21 protein-coding genes are annotated in these 15,131 nt (G+C 41.4%); 15 read left to right on the top strand and 6 right to left on the bottom strand.

Annotation, left to right across the window (positions count from 1 at the left end):
* The first annotated feature begins 137 nt into the window (after positions 1-137).
* Genes NST59_RS15790 through NST59_RS15770 form a run of 5 tightly spaced genes read left to right on the top strand, consistent with a single transcriptional unit; the run spans position 138 to position 3,245 of the window.
* A complete protein-coding gene (locus tag NST59_RS15790; protein WP_041107838.1) occupies positions 138-407 on the top strand; it encodes a hypothetical protein in 270 nt (89 codons plus the stop codon).
* A 58-nt stretch (positions 408-465) separates the two neighbouring features.
* Positions 466-1,233, top strand: a complete 768-nt coding sequence (locus tag NST59_RS15785) for an ATP-binding cassette domain-containing protein (RefSeq protein WP_047202985.1) — start codon at positions 466-468, stop codon at positions 1,231-1,233.
* Positions 1,205-2,602, top strand: a complete 1,398-nt coding sequence (locus NST59_RS15780) for a hypothetical protein (RefSeq protein ID WP_126682320.1) — start codon at positions 1,205-1,207, stop codon at positions 2,600-2,602. Before NST59_RS15785 ends, NST59_RS15780 begins: the two co-directional genes overlap by 29 nt.
* Complete coding sequence (locus tag NST59_RS15775) at positions 2,599-2,967, top strand: hypothetical protein (RefSeq protein ID WP_126682319.1); 369 nt, start codon at positions 2,599-2,601, stop codon at positions 2,965-2,967. The genes NST59_RS15780 and NST59_RS15775 overlap by 4 nt, the downstream gene beginning before the upstream one ends.
* A complete protein-coding gene (locus NST59_RS15770) occupies positions 2,964-3,245 on the top strand; it encodes a hypothetical protein (protein ID WP_039181498.1) in 282 nt (93 codons plus the stop codon). The genes NST59_RS15775 and NST59_RS15770 overlap by 4 nt, the downstream gene beginning before the upstream one ends.
* Before the next feature lie 22 nt (positions 3,246-3,267).
* Here NST59_RS15770 and NST59_RS15765 read toward each other — a convergent pair whose 3' ends face one another.
* Positions 3,268-3,732, bottom strand: coding sequence for a GNAT family N-acetyltransferase (locus tag NST59_RS15765; RefSeq protein ID WP_251181283.1), 465 nt, complete (start codon positions 3,730-3,732; stop codon positions 3,268-3,270).
* Between the two features lie 14 nt (positions 3,733-3,746).
* Positions 3,747-4,211, bottom strand: a complete 465-nt coding sequence (locus NST59_RS15760; protein WP_126682317.1) for a hypothetical protein — start codon at positions 4,209-4,211, stop codon at positions 3,747-3,749.
* Positions 4,212-4,329: 118 nt separating this feature from the next.
* On the opposite strand from NST59_RS15760, the gene NST59_RS15755 reads away from it, so the two are divergent.
* The gene (locus NST59_RS15755) at positions 4,330-4,962 is read left to right on the top strand and encodes a MarC family protein (protein ID WP_058837609.1); all 633 of its coding nucleotides are present in this window, start codon (positions 4,330-4,332) and stop codon (positions 4,960-4,962) included.
* Between the two features lie 55 nt (positions 4,963-5,017).
* On the opposite strand, the gene NST59_RS15750 is transcribed toward NST59_RS15755, so the two are convergent.
* Positions 5,018-5,554, bottom strand: a complete 537-nt coding sequence (locus NST59_RS15750) for a GbsR/MarR family transcriptional regulator (RefSeq protein WP_024426065.1) — start codon at positions 5,552-5,554, stop codon at positions 5,018-5,020.
* Between the two features lie 269 nt (positions 5,555-5,823).
* Between NST59_RS15750 and NST59_RS15745 the strand changes: the two genes are divergently transcribed.
* From NST59_RS15745 to NST59_RS15730, 4 genes are read left to right on the top strand one after another with little or no spacing between them, the layout of a single operon-like run.
* Positions 5,824-6,972, top strand: coding sequence for a betaine/proline/choline family ABC transporter ATP-binding protein (locus NST59_RS15745; RefSeq protein WP_039181485.1), 1,149 nt, complete (start codon positions 5,824-5,826; stop codon positions 6,970-6,972).
* 13 nt (positions 6,973-6,985) lie between these two features.
* Positions 6,986-7,639, top strand: coding sequence for an ABC transporter permease (locus NST59_RS15740; protein ID WP_025094045.1), 654 nt, complete (start codon positions 6,986-6,988; stop codon positions 7,637-7,639).
* Positions 7,640-7,652: 13 nt separating this feature from the next.
* On the top strand, positions 7,653-8,570 hold the full coding sequence (locus NST59_RS15735) for an osmoprotectant ABC transporter substrate-binding protein (protein ID WP_047202978.1): 918 nt from the start codon (positions 7,653-7,655) through the stop codon (positions 8,568-8,570).
* A 21-nt stretch (positions 8,571-8,591) separates the two neighbouring features.
* Complete coding sequence (locus tag NST59_RS15730) at positions 8,592-9,281, top strand: ABC transporter permease (protein ID WP_034280931.1); 690 nt, start codon at positions 8,592-8,594, stop codon at positions 9,279-9,281.
* 80 nt (positions 9,282-9,361) lie between these two features.
* On the opposite strand, the gene NST59_RS15725 is transcribed toward NST59_RS15730, so the two are convergent.
* From NST59_RS15725 to NST59_RS15715, 3 genes are all read right to left on the bottom strand, one after another.
* Complete coding sequence (locus tag NST59_RS15725) at positions 9,362-9,682, bottom strand: winged helix-turn-helix transcriptional regulator (RefSeq protein WP_024423485.1); 321 nt, start codon at positions 9,680-9,682, stop codon at positions 9,362-9,364.
* A gap of 81 nt (positions 9,683-9,763) precedes the next feature.
* Positions 9,764-10,165 (bottom strand): helix-turn-helix domain-containing protein, encoded by a 402-nt coding sequence (locus NST59_RS15720; protein WP_126682592.1) that lies wholly within the window; start codon positions 10,163-10,165, stop codon positions 9,764-9,766.
* A 130-nt stretch (positions 10,166-10,295) separates the two neighbouring features.
* On the bottom strand, positions 10,296-10,700 hold the full coding sequence (locus tag NST59_RS15715; protein WP_034660010.1) for a helix-turn-helix domain-containing protein: 405 nt from the start codon (positions 10,698-10,700) through the stop codon (positions 10,296-10,298).
* A gap of 154 nt (positions 10,701-10,854) precedes the next feature.
* On the opposite strand from NST59_RS15715, the gene NST59_RS15710 reads away from it, so the two are divergent.
* From NST59_RS15710 to rnr, 5 genes are all read left to right on the top strand, one after another.
* The gene (locus NST59_RS15710; RefSeq protein ID WP_024719830.1) at positions 10,855-11,088 is read left to right on the top strand and encodes a helix-turn-helix domain-containing protein; all 234 of its coding nucleotides are present in this window, start codon (positions 10,855-10,857) and stop codon (positions 11,086-11,088) included.
* 29 nt (positions 11,089-11,117) lie between these two features.
* The gene (locus NST59_RS15705; protein ID WP_047202977.1) at positions 11,118-11,408 is read left to right on the top strand and encodes an AbrB/MazE/SpoVT family DNA-binding domain-containing protein; all 291 of its coding nucleotides are present in this window, start codon (positions 11,118-11,120) and stop codon (positions 11,406-11,408) included.
* Between the two features lie 186 nt (positions 11,409-11,594).
* Positions 11,595-11,828 carry a preprotein translocase subunit SecG gene (gene secG / locus NST59_RS15700; protein ID WP_003212746.1) on the top strand — a complete coding sequence of 78 codons (234 nt, stop codon included), beginning with the start codon at positions 11,595-11,597 and terminating at the stop codon, positions 11,826-11,828.
* 127 nt (positions 11,829-11,955) lie between these two features.
* Positions 11,956-12,702: an alpha/beta hydrolase gene (locus tag NST59_RS15695; RefSeq protein WP_151284825.1), complete on the top strand. Its 747-nt coding sequence runs from the start codon at positions 11,956-11,958 to the stop codon at positions 12,700-12,702.
* Between the two features lie 19 nt (positions 12,703-12,721).
* Positions 12,722-15,064: a ribonuclease R gene (rnr, locus tag NST59_RS15690; protein WP_268464310.1), complete on the top strand. Its 2,343-nt coding sequence runs from the start codon at positions 12,722-12,724 to the stop codon at positions 15,062-15,064.
* Positions 15,065-15,131 lie beyond the last annotated feature (67 nt).

Here is a 15,131-nt window from a genome sequence, read left to right as displayed (position 1 = left end):
CAGTTAGAGAAAAAGTCAAAATCCCCCCCATTTATAAGCACTAAATCATGAAAATTCGTCTAAAAATATGATCTGAAATGAACTTATGCTTTCTGTAAGGGAGTGGTATCATTTTACATATATTAGGGGGTGATGAGATGCTGAATCCTTTTAGCCTTCGTTTTCCAGTAGGTGTGTATATGTATGTCCTTCACCTGTTGGCGGCATATGATGAAAGGAAGCAACGAATTCTAACTTCTAAGAATGTACAGAAAAACGCATTTTGGATTTATGTCCTTGCCGCTATATTGGGCATTATTTCACTTGGAGCATTGATTTGGGCATGCAAGACCTTTGGACGGGGCTCGAAATTTTTAGGAGAGTTCAAATTATTAGGCATGTACGTTAAAATCCAGTGTGGTTATTAACAGGGATGAGAACAGATGCAAGGTCATCTGTTCTATCTGAATCAAACGGAGGGATATGATGCTGACATTACAATTAAAAGAAAAAACATATAGCCGCACCTTCTCTCTCCGCAATATTCAAATAAGTGTCGAGAAAGGGCAGATGCTGCTGCTTTTGGGGCATAATGGTGCGGGAAAGACGACGATGATCCAATCCATGTTTGGGCTGACGCCATTTATAGGATGCGTCACTTTACATGGTAAACAGCTGAACCTTCAATCCTCAGAACATATCTCCTTGTTGAAAAAACATGTTTCCTATATTCCTGATGACCATTCGTTGTTCGATTATTTATCGCCGAGGGAATACTTTCAATTACTTCAGCTGCCAAATGAGCAAGATGTCACACGGGAAGAGACGTTCATTGATCTGTTTGAGCTGGGGTCGTATATGGATCAGCCTATCGCTCAGCTGTCTCATGGCAATCAAAAGAAAACGCAGATCATTTCACAGCTCCTCAGGCCATGTGATTATTATGTGTTTGATGAGCCAACGAACGGACTTGATCCAGATATGATGATCATCTTAAAAAAGGTGCTCATGAAGCTGAGAGAGCAAGGCGCTGGCATTCTCATTTCAACCCATCATTTGAGTTTTGGTGATACGCTTTATGACCATCTCATGATCTTGAGAAATGGTGACGTCAAGCTGGATATGTCCCGCCAAGAAACGAATCAGACATTTCCTCATCAGGCACTTGAAGAGATTTATAAAGAAGTGAATCGAGATTACTATATGCAGGTGGAGAGGTTACTCAATGATCTGGACACGACACGTTCTTCATAAAATAGAATGGGGGATGCTGACAGCAAAAGGAAAGCAGCTCGCAAAAAAGTACCCAATACAGCTTCTCGCAGCCGCGGCTTTTTTCTTGCTCATGTATGCGATATACGTCGTTATCAGCCTGCGCTTTTTCATGCAGGCAGGAGAAAGCGAGCCGGCTACTCTATACCTCCAATTGATGAAAATGACGCTTTTACTTTTAAGCGCAGGCATTGTGTTATCCCGCAATAAATTAAAGCGCCAGGAATATCAATTCTACTTTTTGAATAGTGCGATACAAAGTGTGCCATTTGTCCTTTGTGTATATTTCTTTCCGATGCTCTTTTGTTTCCTCGTGGTTGGACTGCTTTTTTTACCGATTGTATTAGGCCTTTTGATCAGCGGTGTTACGCCATCTCTTTATTGGATAACGGTTGTATGCATGACTTGCTGTGTACTGGCTCTGTTTGCACTCGCTTCTTGGATGGTGATGCGGATTGCTGTGAGCCATTTCGTATCAAAAACAAAAGAGCATTTGCTGCTGCAAACGCTCGGCTTTGCGGTGCTGAATCTATTGGTGTTTCTCCTTTTGCAAAAAGCAATGGAGATGATCCGCGTATGGCCATCAGTCTATCTCATATTTCTAATGATCCTTCTAAGCGCTGCCTGGCTATGGCTGAAGGGGTTAGCGGCTTCTTATGTCCATTGGATGTTTTTGCAGCTGAAAACAGAGGTGAAGTCGTTTTCTTATAAGAAAATCAGAACGCAATCTTCCTTTCTGACGCACCTGCGGCAGGAATTGGTCTATTTCAGCCGTTCAGCTGTTTTTAAAGAACAGGGCATTTTGTTTTTATTTCTCGTTTGTTTGACGGCGGGGCTGCCTTTTGTTTTTACACCGGTAGAAATCGGCTGGCTGTATGCCTTTATTGTTCAGTATGCGTTAAAGGAAATATTGATCATGCTTCCGCTGATGATTGGCAGAGAATATCATATGAATCAAAGGGCCATCTTTATGTTAAATACATCAAAGGGCGCTTATTTGTTGTCGAGAATTTTATTTTATTACGCTATTAATTTGTTGCTATATTTTGTGTTTATTGGGTTTGCATCTATAGTGATAGGCATTGAAAGTGAAGGCCATGTCCTTGCAAGTTTGTCCATTTTGTTGATCACTGCCATGGCGGCCTGTACCGGATTTATCGTGAAGATCAGTGAGTTTAATAAACTGTTTGTCATCGTAATGATGATTGCTGTATTCAGCTTCATCGATATGCTTTTATTGAAGTGGCTTTCAACAGATGTGTATCTTCTCACCACCGCCTATCTGCTAGGTTCACTTGCATTTTTTAGCTGTATATATGCGGTCATGTTAAAGAGGCCTGTCTTGCGATGATAGAGCTTGTGTGTAGTTTCCTATTGGTTGTGCTGATACATGAACTCGGTCATATGCTGATGATCATGGTGTGTAACAAAATCGAAAAAAGGCCGCTCTTTGATTTTGTGATAACGATTGATTGGAAGCATGTGGCGCTGGTCCATGAGAAATTTGTCCGTCCGAGCTTCAATATGATGGTGGCACTTGCAGGTCCGCTCTTTCCGGTGCTTTGTTCGATTGTGCTTTTTATGATATGGAAGCATCCGATAAGTCATCAACTGCTGTTTTTTTCTTTACTAAATACGGTGATGCTGCATCCAGCTTGCCCAGACGGGAAAAATATCACAGCCAGTTTAAAAGAGATGAAGGAGAGAAAGAGATGATTAAAGTATTTCATTCGTTTTCCAGCGGTTTAACACTTGCGATGCTGTATGTATTTGCTGTGTTTATGACCCCTGTTTTTTTACTGCTGCTAGAGGTCAATCATGTTGAATCAAGTCCATCAATGTTTGGCATGCCATTTTATATCATGAAAATTGAAGAGTATCAATTCAGTTCAGAGGCGACGCTCTTTGGATGTGTGGTCTGCTTTTTAGCTGGCGCCGTGCTCTATTTTTTCATTCAATATGTGAAGCATGTGGTGAAAAAGCGCAGAACATAAAAAAAGCAGACGGAACAAAACATCAGTCTGCTTGCAAAGTGAGTGAGAGCCGTACCATATCCATACACTGAATGCCATTTTCAAAAATCGGTTCATCATAATGCTTAAGAAAGAAATCTTGGTCAATAGATGTCATGCGGAAGCCGCACTTCTGATAAAGTGCGAGTTGCTGAATGCTCGAGTTGCCTGTGCCGATTTCAATCGTGTGAAAGCCGGCGGCTTTCGCTTCAGAAATGGCATGGCGGATCAGCTGCTTTCCAATTCCTTTTCCTTGCCATGATTCCTTCACTGCGACGTTGATTATTTCGACTGTCTGCTGAGACAGAGATAAAAGCACATAGATACCAATCACGTCCTGTTCATGATAAGCGGCATAACAAGTACCGGATTGCACATATTCAAGAACCTTTTCCTTTGAAGGATCAGCTAAGAGTAAAAGGTCCATAGGGACAGCATGATCACCTGACAATGGCCGAATGTGTATCATGTTTTTCATCCTTTCTATTCTTTAATATATCCTTGTTTCACACCCCAATCATATTGATCCTGTACCCATTGTGAGGGCGGATTGTGGGTGACATTTGGGTCTTTTTTGACAGTTGTTTTCCTTGGAGTCTGTGAAGTCTGCTTATTCGCTTGAGCAGTGGCTTTCGCTGCTGTCAGCTCTTTTTGAAGCTGGTCGATTTTTGCCTCAAGCGCTTTACGCTGTTTGACTTCTTTTTGATAGGCTTTCTTTTCTTTTTTGAGCTTTTTCGTGATGGTAGACAGTTTCTTTTTTTGATCTTCGTTTTTATGCTTCATATCTGCTTGATTTGATTTTAACTTCGAAAGCTGCTCAGTGTTTGTTTTGCTTTCTTGCTGATGTTTTTCCTCTGCTGCTTTGATGGACTGCTGCTGCCAAACAATCCAGCCGGCTGCTCCTAAAACCACAGCACATAAAAGGATGATGGTGATCGTTTTCTTCATGTGTCATTCCCCTTTCTTTAAACCTTTATTATCATCGGTTAAATATATACAGGTTTTAACATCACAAGGGAATATTCACATCAGATTGGCAGACACTAAGAAAAAAGGAGGGTGTCTGTTGATTTCCTTTATGATTCATGTCGTGGTCTCATTATTTGCTGTATCAAACCCCATTGGAAACGTGCCTCTTTTTATCACCTTAACTGAAGGATATACAGAGAAAGAACGCTCCCAAACAGCCAAAAAAGCCATTGTGGTCTCTTTCATTATTTTGGTTGCCTTTTTATTGGCAGGGAGGCTCATTTTCAAATTGTTTGGGATCGATATTCATGCACTCCGCATCGCCGGAGGTATTTTCATTTTTGGTATCGCTTACAATTTACTGAATGCAAAGGAGTCACATGTCCAAAACCCTCATTCTGAGGAAAAGGCAGAAAGCAAAGAAAAGGCTGATGTCTCCGTTACGCCGCTGGCGATTCCGATCATCGCTGGTCCCGGTACAATCGCTACAGTGATGAGCTTAACCCCGGGAAGTCAAGTGATGCTTCACATGTTTGCGATTTTAATCGGCATTGTCATCGTACTGGCGATGACCTTTTATGCCTTTCATTATTCAAGTTTCATTATGCGAAAAATGGGGAAAACAGAGATGAATGTCGTGACGCGCTTAATGGGATTAATTCTTGCTGTAGTGGCAGTTGAAATGATTGGTGCGGGCTTAAAAGGGATGTTTCCGATGTTTATGTCATAAGTGTATATAAAAAAGCTGTTTTTTTCTACAATGATGTAAAATAAAACAGCTTTTTTTAAGGTTTCGGCACATGCTTAAATACTTCTTCACTCTCAAAGAATTCAATTAAGCGGCTAATCCAATCATAGTAATCAAGACTTTCCTTGATTTCTGAAAGAAGCAGATTGATTTTATCCTCTGTCTCTTCTGGCAGGTCGTCCTGTTCAAGCAATTCCAGCAATTCCTTGCACGTTTTCTTATGTGCTTTGCGGTTTTTGCTGACAACTCGGGACCAATTGGCTGCAAACAAGGAAATAAACGTTTGGTATTGATCTTGCTCAACGTCATATAGATCTTTACGTATTCCTTTTTCATAAACCTTTTCCGCAATATTCAAATCGAGCATTTCTCGAACGACTTGACTCATTCTCGTTTTGCTCATGCCTGTCGCCTCTGATAGCTCTCCAAGCGTCATTGGTTTACGGTTCATGTGAATGATACCAAGCACTCTACCTACTGTAGAAGAAAGACCAAAGGCATTCATGTTCTCGGCAGCTTTTTCAATATAATGATCCTGTGCTTTTTGAATGGCGCCTAACGCTTGCTTGTCCACTCCCCGATTCATCCCTTCACGACTGACAATTTGTAACACAATATATCATATACCTGTTTGTTGATGAAAACAATAAATATTGAGTATTTGCTCGTAATTTGGAGGAAAAAGGAGAGATCTCTATCTAGCAGGCCGTTAACTGAAAATTTTAAATAAATGTTATGCAATACAAACACATCGTAAACTTTTTATTTTATAAAGTTTGCACTATAATAAATAAGGTGTAAATTTTCTGAAAATATTGATCCGACTAATTGGAGGTGTCTCATTTGCTGAAACTAGAGAATGTATCTAAGACGTATAAAGGCGGAAAAAAGGCTGTCAAAAATATTGATTTAGAAATAGCAAAAGGAGAATTTATTTGTTTTATTGGACCGAGTGGCTGTGGTAAGACAACAACCATGAAGATGATCAACCGACTCATCGAACCTTCCTCAGGAAACATCTTCATCGAGGGAGAAAATATTATGAAAAAAGATCCAGTTCAATTAAGAAGAGAAATTGGCTATGTGATTCAGCAAATTGGACTGTTCCCCCATATGACCATCGCACAAAACATTTCACTTGTTCCAAAGCTGTTAAAATGGCCGGAAGAAAAACGAAAAGAACGGGCACGTGAACTGCTGAAGCTTGTCGACATGGGACCAGAATATTTAGAGCGCTACCCTCATGAACTCAGCGGAGGACAGCAGCAGCGCATCGGTGTTCTTCGCGCACTAGCAGCGGAACCCCCCCTGATCCTCATGGATGAACCGTTTGGCGCACTTGATCCAATCACACGAGATTCATTGCAGGAAGAATTTAAGAAACTGCAAAAAACGTTAAATAAAACCATCGTATTCGTCACACATGACATGGACGAAGCCATTAAACTAGCTGATCGAATTGTGATTTTAAAAGATGGAGAGATTGTCCAAGTAGGTACGCCTGACGATATTCTGCGGAACCCTGCCAATGAATTCGTAGAAGAATTCATCGGCAAAGAACGACTGCTTCAATCGAACCCGAACATGGAACGTGTAGAACAAATGATGAACACGTCACCAGTTACCATTACAGTTGAAAAAACATTAACAGATGCCATCTACATCATGAGAGAAAAGCGGGTCGATTCCTTGCTTGTAGTAGATGAACATCATGTGCTAAAAGGCTATATCGATATTGAAACAATCGATGCGAACCGCAGAAAAGCAGCTTTCGTTGGTGATATTTTAAATACAGAGTTCTATACCGTACAAGAAGGCGCACTTCTAAGAGACACTGTCCGGAAAATCTTAATACGCGGCATTAAATATGTACCGGTTGTGGATGCAGAAGGGCACTTAAAAGGCATTGTGACACGTGCAAGTCTTGTAGATGTTGTGTACGACTCCATTTGGGGAGACGATACGCCGGCGGCTGTCACTGAAATGAATTAAGGGAGGTGTACACATGGATCAAATCATCGACTTTCTAGAGAAAAATGGTGGGGAACTCCTTACAAAAATGTGGGAGCATTTATATATTTCCTTAATTGCTGTTGTGCTTGGTATTATCGTTGCCGTTCCTTTAGGTGTGGTTCTCACACGAATGAAACGAGGCGCAGGTTTTATCATCGGTATCGTGAATATCTTTCAAACACTCCCTAGTTTAGCGATTCTTGCCTTTTTTATTCCTATTTTGGGGGTTGGGAAAATACCTGCAATCGTTGCTCTCTTTTTCTATTCGGTTTTACCTATTTTAAGAAATACGTATGCCGGGGTCCAAGGTGTGAACAAAAACTTGCTTGAATCCGGTAAAGGAATCGGGATGACAACATGGGAACAAATTCGTCTTGTTGAACTCCCGCTTGCTGTACCGGTCATTATGGCAGGTGTCAGAACGTCAACGATTTATTTGATTGGCTGGACAACACTTGCAGCCTTTATCGGTGGAGGCGGTCTAGGTGACTACATTTTGATTGGACTTCAGCTGTATCAGCCGGAATTTATTATTGCAGGTGCGATCCCAGTCACGATTTTAGCAGTCATCATCGACCTATCATTAATGAAGCTGGAGAAAAAAGTAACACCAGAAGGCTTAAAAGGATTGAAGGAAGTTTCATAAGGAGTTGGCTTATGTGAAGAATCGAAAAACAAAATGGATCAGTGCACTGCTTGCCGGATGCTTGCTATTGATAAGCGGCTGTTCACTTCCTGGACTAGCCGGCTCCTCAGGGGGCACGCTGCGAATCGGAGCACAAAACTTTACCGAATCAGAAATTATGGCCTATATGGTTGGCGATATGATCGAACATTACACAGATAAAAAGACAACCATTGTGAAAAACCTAGGTTCCAACACTGTGCAGCAGAAAGCAATGGAAAACGGAGACGTTGACATCTCTGCCACAAGATATTCAGGCACGGATTTAACAAGTACGCTTGGAATGGATGCAGAAAAAGACCCGGAGCGTGCGATGGAGATCGTCCAAAAAGAATTTAAGAAACGATATGATTACAAATGGTTTGATTCTTATGGATTTGATAATACGTATGCCTTTGCCGTGACGCAGAAGATGGCGAAGGAAAACAAGTTAGAAACGGTTTCTGATTTGAAAAAGAATGCGAACAATTACCGTTTTGGTGTCGATAACGTATGGCTCAAAAAGAAAGGCGACGGCTATGAAGGGTTTGTGAAAACATACGGAATTAAATTTGGCAGCACATTTCCGATGCAAATTGGTTTAGTCTATGATGCATTAAAAAATGAAAAAATGGATATTGTGCTTGCCTATTCAACAGATGGACGAATCAAGGCCTATAACCTCAAAATCTTAAAAGATGATAAACGGTTCTTCCCGCCATATGATGCATCGCCAGTAGTCCCGGAGAAAGTCTTAAAAGAAAATCCAGGACTTAATAAGGTGATCAACAGGCTGATCGGAAAAATCGATACAGAACAAATGCAAGAGCTGAACTACCAAGTCGACGGCGAGCTTCAAGAACCAGCAACCGTTGCAAAGAATTTCCTGAAAAAACACAATTACTTTGAGTAAGATGGGGAGGTGTCACGGCTGATGGACACACTGCAGCAATTATGGACGTATTATCAGCAGAACGGTTCATATGTGTTAGAAGAATTTTATCGGCATTTTCTCATGTCGGCGTACGGGGTGTTGTTTGCGGCGATTGTCGGGATTCCAGTAGGCATCTTTGTGGCGCATTACCGCAAGCTGAGCAATTGGGTCTTCGCCATTACCAACGTCATTCAAACGATACCGGCATTAGCGATGCTTTCTGTGTTGATGCTTGTATTAGGTCTTGGCGCAAATACAGTCATCCTATCACTCTTTTTATATTCGCTTCTGCCGATCATCCGAAACACGTATACAGGCATCGTCAGCATTGAACATGCCTATTTAGAATCAGGTAAAGCGATGGGCATGACGAAATGGCAAGTGCTGAGAATGGTTGAATTACCGCTTGCTTTATCAGTCATTATGGCAGGTTTAAGAACCGCACTGGTCATCGCCATCGGTATTACAGCGATTGGAACATTTGTGGGCGCGGGAGGTCTTGGTGATATCATCATCAGGGGATCAAACGCCACAAACGGAACAGCTATCATTTTAGCAGGTGCGATCCCAACGGCACTCATGGCTATCATTGCTGACCTTGTCATGGGCTGGCTCGAACGCTATTTAAGCCCGACAAACAAGAAAAAAGAAAGAAAAGCGTTAGCTGAAAAAAACATCACATCTGCTTAAGCGGTTGAAAAGACAAAACCTCCCTTACATCTGTAAGGGAGGTTGTTTTATGATGATCAGGCAGTTCACATGCATGTATTTTATGATTCAAGCGTGATCCATTCAGAGGACCACTTCGCAATTTCTTCAAAAACGGGTGCAAGTGAACGCCCCATATCTGTTAAAGAATACTCTATGCGCACGGGTGTTTCAGCAAAAACCTCCCGTTTTACAATACCTGCTGCCTCCAGCTCTTTTAATCTCTCAGATAATACTCTTCCGCTTAAATTTGTCAGAGCCGCCTCAATTTCACTAAAGCGCTGCTGACCTGAGAGAAGCTGAAAAACAATCAGTGCCACCCAGCGTTTGCTCAATAACTCAACTGCTTTTTCAAACCGCGGGCACATGTCAGATTGATTCATCTTCCTTCACTCCAATCTGAACCCATTATACCGTACATCTGTCATAAATCGGCGCAAAAAGCTTGTCAATGATGAAAACATTTATGAGGACGACCGGCTGTTTAACATAAATAACAAATAGCGGTTGAGGTCCTCTATTTCTTTTTTCGAAAGGGTCGACCATATGTCACCATCAAATATTTCGAGATCATCAAGTTCATATTTCGCTGAGGCTTCCTTTATTTTGGATAAAGCCAGATCCTCTTCCTTGATCTGATGGACAGGAGAGACTTCCTCAATATAGCCCGCAGCCTGCATCATGTCTTCATAAGGTACCTTTAACGCACCAGCTAGCTTTTTAATCGTAGGAGGTTTCGGAATGCCGCGTTTCCCGTTTTCAATACGAGAAATACCGGCAGCGCTGACCTCAGAATACATCGCTAATTGGTTCACTGAAAGCTTCTTTTCTTCACGTAATGCTCTTAAATATGCACCAAAGTTCATCAACGCAAAACCTCACATGGTTATAGATTCGATATGTCTATTCTACTTGATTTGTTGACTATTGGCAATAAGTATACCATGAAAATATTGACATTAGTTAATGGTGGATGTACATTAGGTTTATGCCCCGCTATTTGTTCGCCTTTTTTTGGTTGATGAGCGTGAGAAAGTATTCATTCAGCTGGCTGATGTCTTGTGCGGAGAGCCTTTCCCATTTGTCCCCGTCAAAAATGGGAAGATGTTCTACATCCTTTTGAAGCGCCGTTTGATAGATTTTTAACATGGACTCATATTTCGGTTTCATTTCATGAACTTGTTCCTGTTCAATATGACCGGCAAGCAGCATTAAATCCTCATAAGGCACCTTCAAGGCGTGTGCTAATTTTTTTATGGTTAAAGGCTTTGGCACACCGCGCTTTCCATTTTCAATACGAGAAATACCAGCAGCGCTTACACCTGAATACATGGCAAGTTGATTGACCGACATTTTTCTATTTTCTCTTAAAATGCGTAATTGTTCACCAAAGTGATTCATGACATCGAACCTCACATTTCAGTATATGACTTATTTTAGTATGATCATTGACCAAAGGAAATAGCAGAGGGGCAAAAGTGTTGACATAAGTTAATGAATCTGCTTGATGTGAGAGCCTTACATGTTGTACATATTGATTCCATAGGAGGTTGTAATGATGGTCGAAAAGATTCAGATCAGGCGGGCTTTTGTCATGCAGTATATGATCGAGAACGATATGTCTTTAAATCAGCTCGCTGATGAAATTGGCATCTCTCCTGCCACTCTTAGCAGGGTATTAAATGGTCACCGAAAACCAGGACAGCTTGTCATTGGCAAAATGATTCATTACTTTGATAAAAAATTTGAAGATCTATTTTACTATGAAAATGTTGACAAAAGTCAATAATTCATATCATCACCAAGGAGGAAATGTCATTGAAAAGGACTGGGATGGTCAGACAAATTGATTCTCTCGGCAGAATTGTTCTGCCCTCAGAAATGCGCAAGGTACTCAATATTAAAGAAGAGCAGCTGTTAGAAATTTTCATTGAAGATCAAACCATTATGCTGAAAAAATATGATGCAGATAAGAGCTGCCTGCTAACGGGACAAGTGACGAAGTACAACAAAAGCTATGGAAATGGAAGCGTGATGCTGAGTCCTGAAGGAGCTGAACGTTTGTTAGAAGAATTAAAACAGCTATTGAAGGAAGAAGCAACTCATTAAAAATGAGTTTTCAACCGAAAAATTGCATATAAAAATGCTGCAGCCAGCACTTTGGAACGAAATTGTATCAAAATAACGAATCAAGTCGACAATATATAGGAAATCTTTATTTTGATGTTTCGTGACATGCACCTTGTTTTCATGTAAAATAAAGTTATGTGTACCAGTTTGTCTGGAGGTGTTTTCATGCACGCATTTGTTATCACATTACTCGTAATTGTCAGTATCGCACTTATCATCGTTGTATTACTACAATCAAGTAAAAGTGCTGGACTGTCAGGCGCTATTTCAGGTGGAGCCGAGCAGCTTTTCGGTAAACAAAAAGCGAGAGGCCTTGACTTGATTCTTCACCGATTAACGGTTATTTTGTCAGTGCTTTTCTTCATCTTAACACTTGCATTGGCATATTTAGGCGTGTAAAGCGCGAGTAACAGAAGGTCTGATCTTTTTTCAGACCTTTTTTTATTATCAGCACTCTTTTGTGTTTGTTTCATACATACAAGTGGAAAATATAAACCATATCAGAAGGAAAGGAAGTCACATCATCATGAAAGTTGTTACACCAAAACCATTTACGTTTAAAGGTGGAGAAAAGGCGGTGCTTCTTCTTCACGGTTTTACTGGGAATACAGCCGATGTTCGAATGCTTGGCCGTTATTTGAACGAAAGAGGATATACATGTCATGCACCTCAATATAAAGGTCACGGTGTGCCGCCAGAAGAGCTTGTCCATACAGGCCCGGCTGACTGGTGGAAAGATGTAGAAGAAGGCTATCAATTCTTAAAAGATGAGGGCTATGAAGAGATTGCGGTTTGCGGACTATCCCTCGGAGGAGTTTTTTCATTGAAATTAGGTTACACTGTACCTGTAAAGGGAATTGTACCTATGTGTGCACCTATGTACATAAAAAGTGAAGAAGTCATGTACCAGGGTGTACTAGATTATGCCCGTAACTATAAGAAATTTGAGGGTAAGTCAGAGAATCAAATTGAACAAGAAATGGAAGCGTTCAAGAAGACACCAATGGATACTCTCAAGAGCCTGCAAGAACTGATTGCAGATGTCAGAAACAATGTCGACATGATCTATTCACCTACTTTTGTTGTGCAGGCACGTCACGATCATATGATTAATACAGACAGTGCGAATATCATTTATAACGAAGTAGAGACAGATGATAAGCATCTGAAATGGTATGAAGAATCAGGCCATGTCATCACGCTTGATAAAGAGCGGGAGAAGGTTCATCAGGATGTCTATGCATTCTTAGAATCGCTTGATTGGTCAATTTAAATATATAGGGGGTTAGAGTGTGCAAAAAGAAGAATTTATGGATGAATTACTCGCTTTTATGAAAGAAGAAGCGTATAAACCGTTAACAGTTCAAGAGCTGGAAGTCATGATGGAGATTACCAATCCTGATGATTATAAAGAGCTCGTCAAAGCACTTGTGACGCTGGAAGATCAAGGACTCATCGTTCGCACGCGCAGCGACCGTTACGGTGTACCAGAAAAAATGAATTTAGTAAAAGGAAAGCTGTCTGCTCATGCAAAAGGATTTGCATTTGTAACGCCAGAAGAGTTTGGACAGGATGATATTTTCATTCCGCCAAATGAGTTAGGCACAGCGATGAATGGCGATACCGTCATGGTTCGTGTCAGCCACAAATCAAACGGCACGAAAAAAGAAGGAACTGTCATCCGCATTCTGGAGCGCAATACTCAGACGGTTGTCGGTACCTATACTGAAACGAAAAGCTTTGGCTTTGTTATTCCTGATGATAAAAAAATCACAAACGATATCTTCATTCCGAAATCCGCTAAAAATGGAGCGGTCGAAGGTCATAAAGTCGTTGTGACGCTGACAAGCTACCCTGAAGGAAGAATGAGTGCAGAGGGTGAAGTGACTGAAATCCTTGGTCATAAAAATGACCCTGGCATTGATATTTTGTCGATCATTCATAAGCACGGTCTGCCAGGTGAGTTCCCAGAAGAAGCGCTTCAGCAGGCAGCGGACACACCGGAAACGATTGATGAAAAGGACCTTGAAGGCAGACGCGACTTGCGCAATGAAACGATTGTGACGATTGACGGTGCAGATGCGAAGGACTTAGATGATGCCGTAACTGTGCAAAAGCTGGAGGATGGCAAATATAAGCTTGGCGTTCACATTGCAGACGTTTCTCATTATGTTACAGAGAATTCCCCGATTGATCAGGAAGCTTATGAACGTGGAACGAGTGTGTATCTCGTCGACCGCGTCATTCCGATGATTCCGCATCGTTTGTCTAACGGTATTTGTTCATTGAATCCCAAGGTCGATCGTCTCACCTTGTCTTGTGAAATGGTCATTGATCGAAACGGAAAAGTCGTCAAACACGAGATTTTCCAAAGTGTGATCAAAACGACAGAGAGAATGACCTATTCCGATGTAAATAAGATTTTAGTCGACCAAGATGAAGAACTTCTAAACAAATATGAGCCGCTTGTTCCGATGTTCCAAGAGATGGAGAAGCTTGCAGAGATTCTACGTGACAAACGAATGGAGCGCGGAGCTGTAGACTTTGATTTCAAGGAAGCAAAAGTACTTGTAGATGATGAAGGAGCAGCAAAAGACGTTGTCATTCGTGAGCGTTCCGTTGCAGAGAAATTAATTGAAGAATTCATGCTTGTTGCAAACGAAACGGTTGCAGAGCATTTCCACTGGATGAATGTTCCGTTCATTTACCGAATTCACGAAGAACCAAATCCTGAGAAACTTCAGCGCTTTTTAGAGTTCGTGACGACGTTTGGTTACATTGTAAAAGGAACGTCAACGAATATTCACCCGCGCGCACTTCAAAGTGTCCTCGATGCTGTCAGGGATCAACCAGAAGAAGTCGTCATTCAAACTGTGATGCTTCGCTCTATGAAACAGGCGAAGTATGATCCAGAAAGCATTGGCCATTTTGGATTATCAACGGAATTCTATACACATTTCACATCACCGATCCGACGTTACCCGGATTTAATCGTGCATAGACTGATTAGAACCTATTTGATTCAGAAAAAGACAGATGAAGCGACCTTAGAAAAGTGGGGCCAGCTGCTGCCTGAAATCGCAGATCATGCATCTACGATGGAGCGCCGCTCAGTCGATGCAGAGCGTGAAACAGATGATCTGAAGAAGGCAGAGTTTATGCTAGATAAAATCGGTGAAGAGTTTGATGGCATGATTAGTTCCGTGACGAACTTCGGACTATTCGTTGAACTGCCAAATACGATAGAAGGTCTTGTCCATGTCAGCTACATGACTGACGACTATTATCGCTTTGATGAGCAGCACTTTGCCATGATCGGTGAACGGACAGGAAATGTCTACCGTATCGGTGATGAAATCACTGTCAAAGTCGTGAATGTCAATAAAGATGAGCACTCGATTGATTTTGAAATCGTCGGTATGAAGGGCACTCGCCGTAAATCACCAAAAGATTTCAAGTTCAAAAAACGGACAGATCCACCAGCGAAAAAAGGGCGTGGAGGTCAAAAAGCCTCTGGGGAAAAAGGCAAAGAGGATAAAAGCGGAAGTGACTGGTTCACAAGCCGTAAGAAGAAGAAAAAGAAAAAACGTGTATTTGAAAACGCACCGAAACAAAAACGGAAAAAGAAAAAGTAACGTGCCAAAAAGCAAATAGGGCATCACGCTCTATTTGCTTTTTGACCACATGGCGTCAGCATTGTCG

Origin of the sequence: Bacillus sp. FSL R5-0439 (genome assembly GCF_038008805.1) — a bacterium.
GTDB lineage: Bacteria > Bacillota > Bacilli > Bacillales > Bacillaceae > Bacillus > Bacillus safensis.
The sequence above is the reverse complement of the archived record's forward strand: the minus strand, read 5'-3'. Positions and strand labels throughout refer to the sequence as shown.

Bases quoted from the DNA above. Each gene is read 5' to 3' on its own strand.
- NST59_RS15790 (WP_041107838.1), top strand. From the start codon at position 138: ATGCTGAATCCTTTTAGCCTTCGTTTTCCAGTAGGTGTGTATATGTAT.
- NST59_RS15785 (WP_047202985.1), top strand. From the start codon at position 466: ATGCTGACATTACAATTAAAAGAAAAAACATATAGCCGCACCTTCTCT.
- NST59_RS15780 (WP_126682320.1), top strand. From the start codon at position 1,205: ATGATCTGGACACGACACGTTCTTCATAAAATAGAATGGGGGATGCTG.
- NST59_RS15775 (WP_126682319.1), top strand. From the start codon at position 2,599: ATGATAGAGCTTGTGTGTAGTTTCCTATTGGTTGTGCTGATACATGAA.
- NST59_RS15770 (WP_039181498.1), top strand. From the start codon at position 2,964: ATGATTAAAGTATTTCATTCGTTTTCCAGCGGTTTAACACTTGCGATG.
- NST59_RS15765 (WP_251181283.1), bottom strand. From the start codon at position 3,732: ATGATACACATTCGGCCATTGTCAGGTGATCATGCTGTCCCTATGGAC.
- NST59_RS15760 (WP_126682317.1), bottom strand. From the start codon at position 4,211: ATGAAGAAAACGATCACCATCATCCTTTTATGTGCTGTGGTTTTAGGA.
- NST59_RS15740 (WP_025094045.1), top strand. From the start codon at position 6,986: ATGGATCAAATCATCGACTTTCTAGAGAAAAATGGTGGGGAACTCCTT.
- NST59_RS15730 (WP_034280931.1), top strand. From the start codon at position 8,592: ATGGACACACTGCAGCAATTATGGACGTATTATCAGCAGAACGGTTCA.
- NST59_RS15725 (WP_024423485.1), bottom strand. From the start codon at position 9,682: ATGAATCAATCTGACATGTGCCCGCGGTTTGAAAAAGCAGTTGAGTTA.
- NST59_RS15720 (WP_126682592.1), bottom strand. From the start codon at position 10,165: ATGAACTTTGGTGCATATTTAAGAGCATTACGTGAAGAAAAGAAGCTT.
- NST59_RS15715 (WP_034660010.1), bottom strand. From the start codon at position 10,700: ATGAATCACTTTGGTGAACAATTACGCATTTTAAGAGAAAATAGAAAA.
- NST59_RS15710 (WP_024719830.1), top strand. From the start codon at position 10,855: ATGATGGTCGAAAAGATTCAGATCAGGCGGGCTTTTGTCATGCAGTAT.
- secG (WP_003212746.1), top strand. From the start codon at position 11,595: ATGCACGCATTTGTTATCACATTACTCGTAATTGTCAGTATCGCACTT.
- NST59_RS15695 (WP_151284825.1), top strand. From the start codon at position 11,956: ATGAAAGTTGTTACACCAAAACCATTTACGTTTAAAGGTGGAGAAAAG.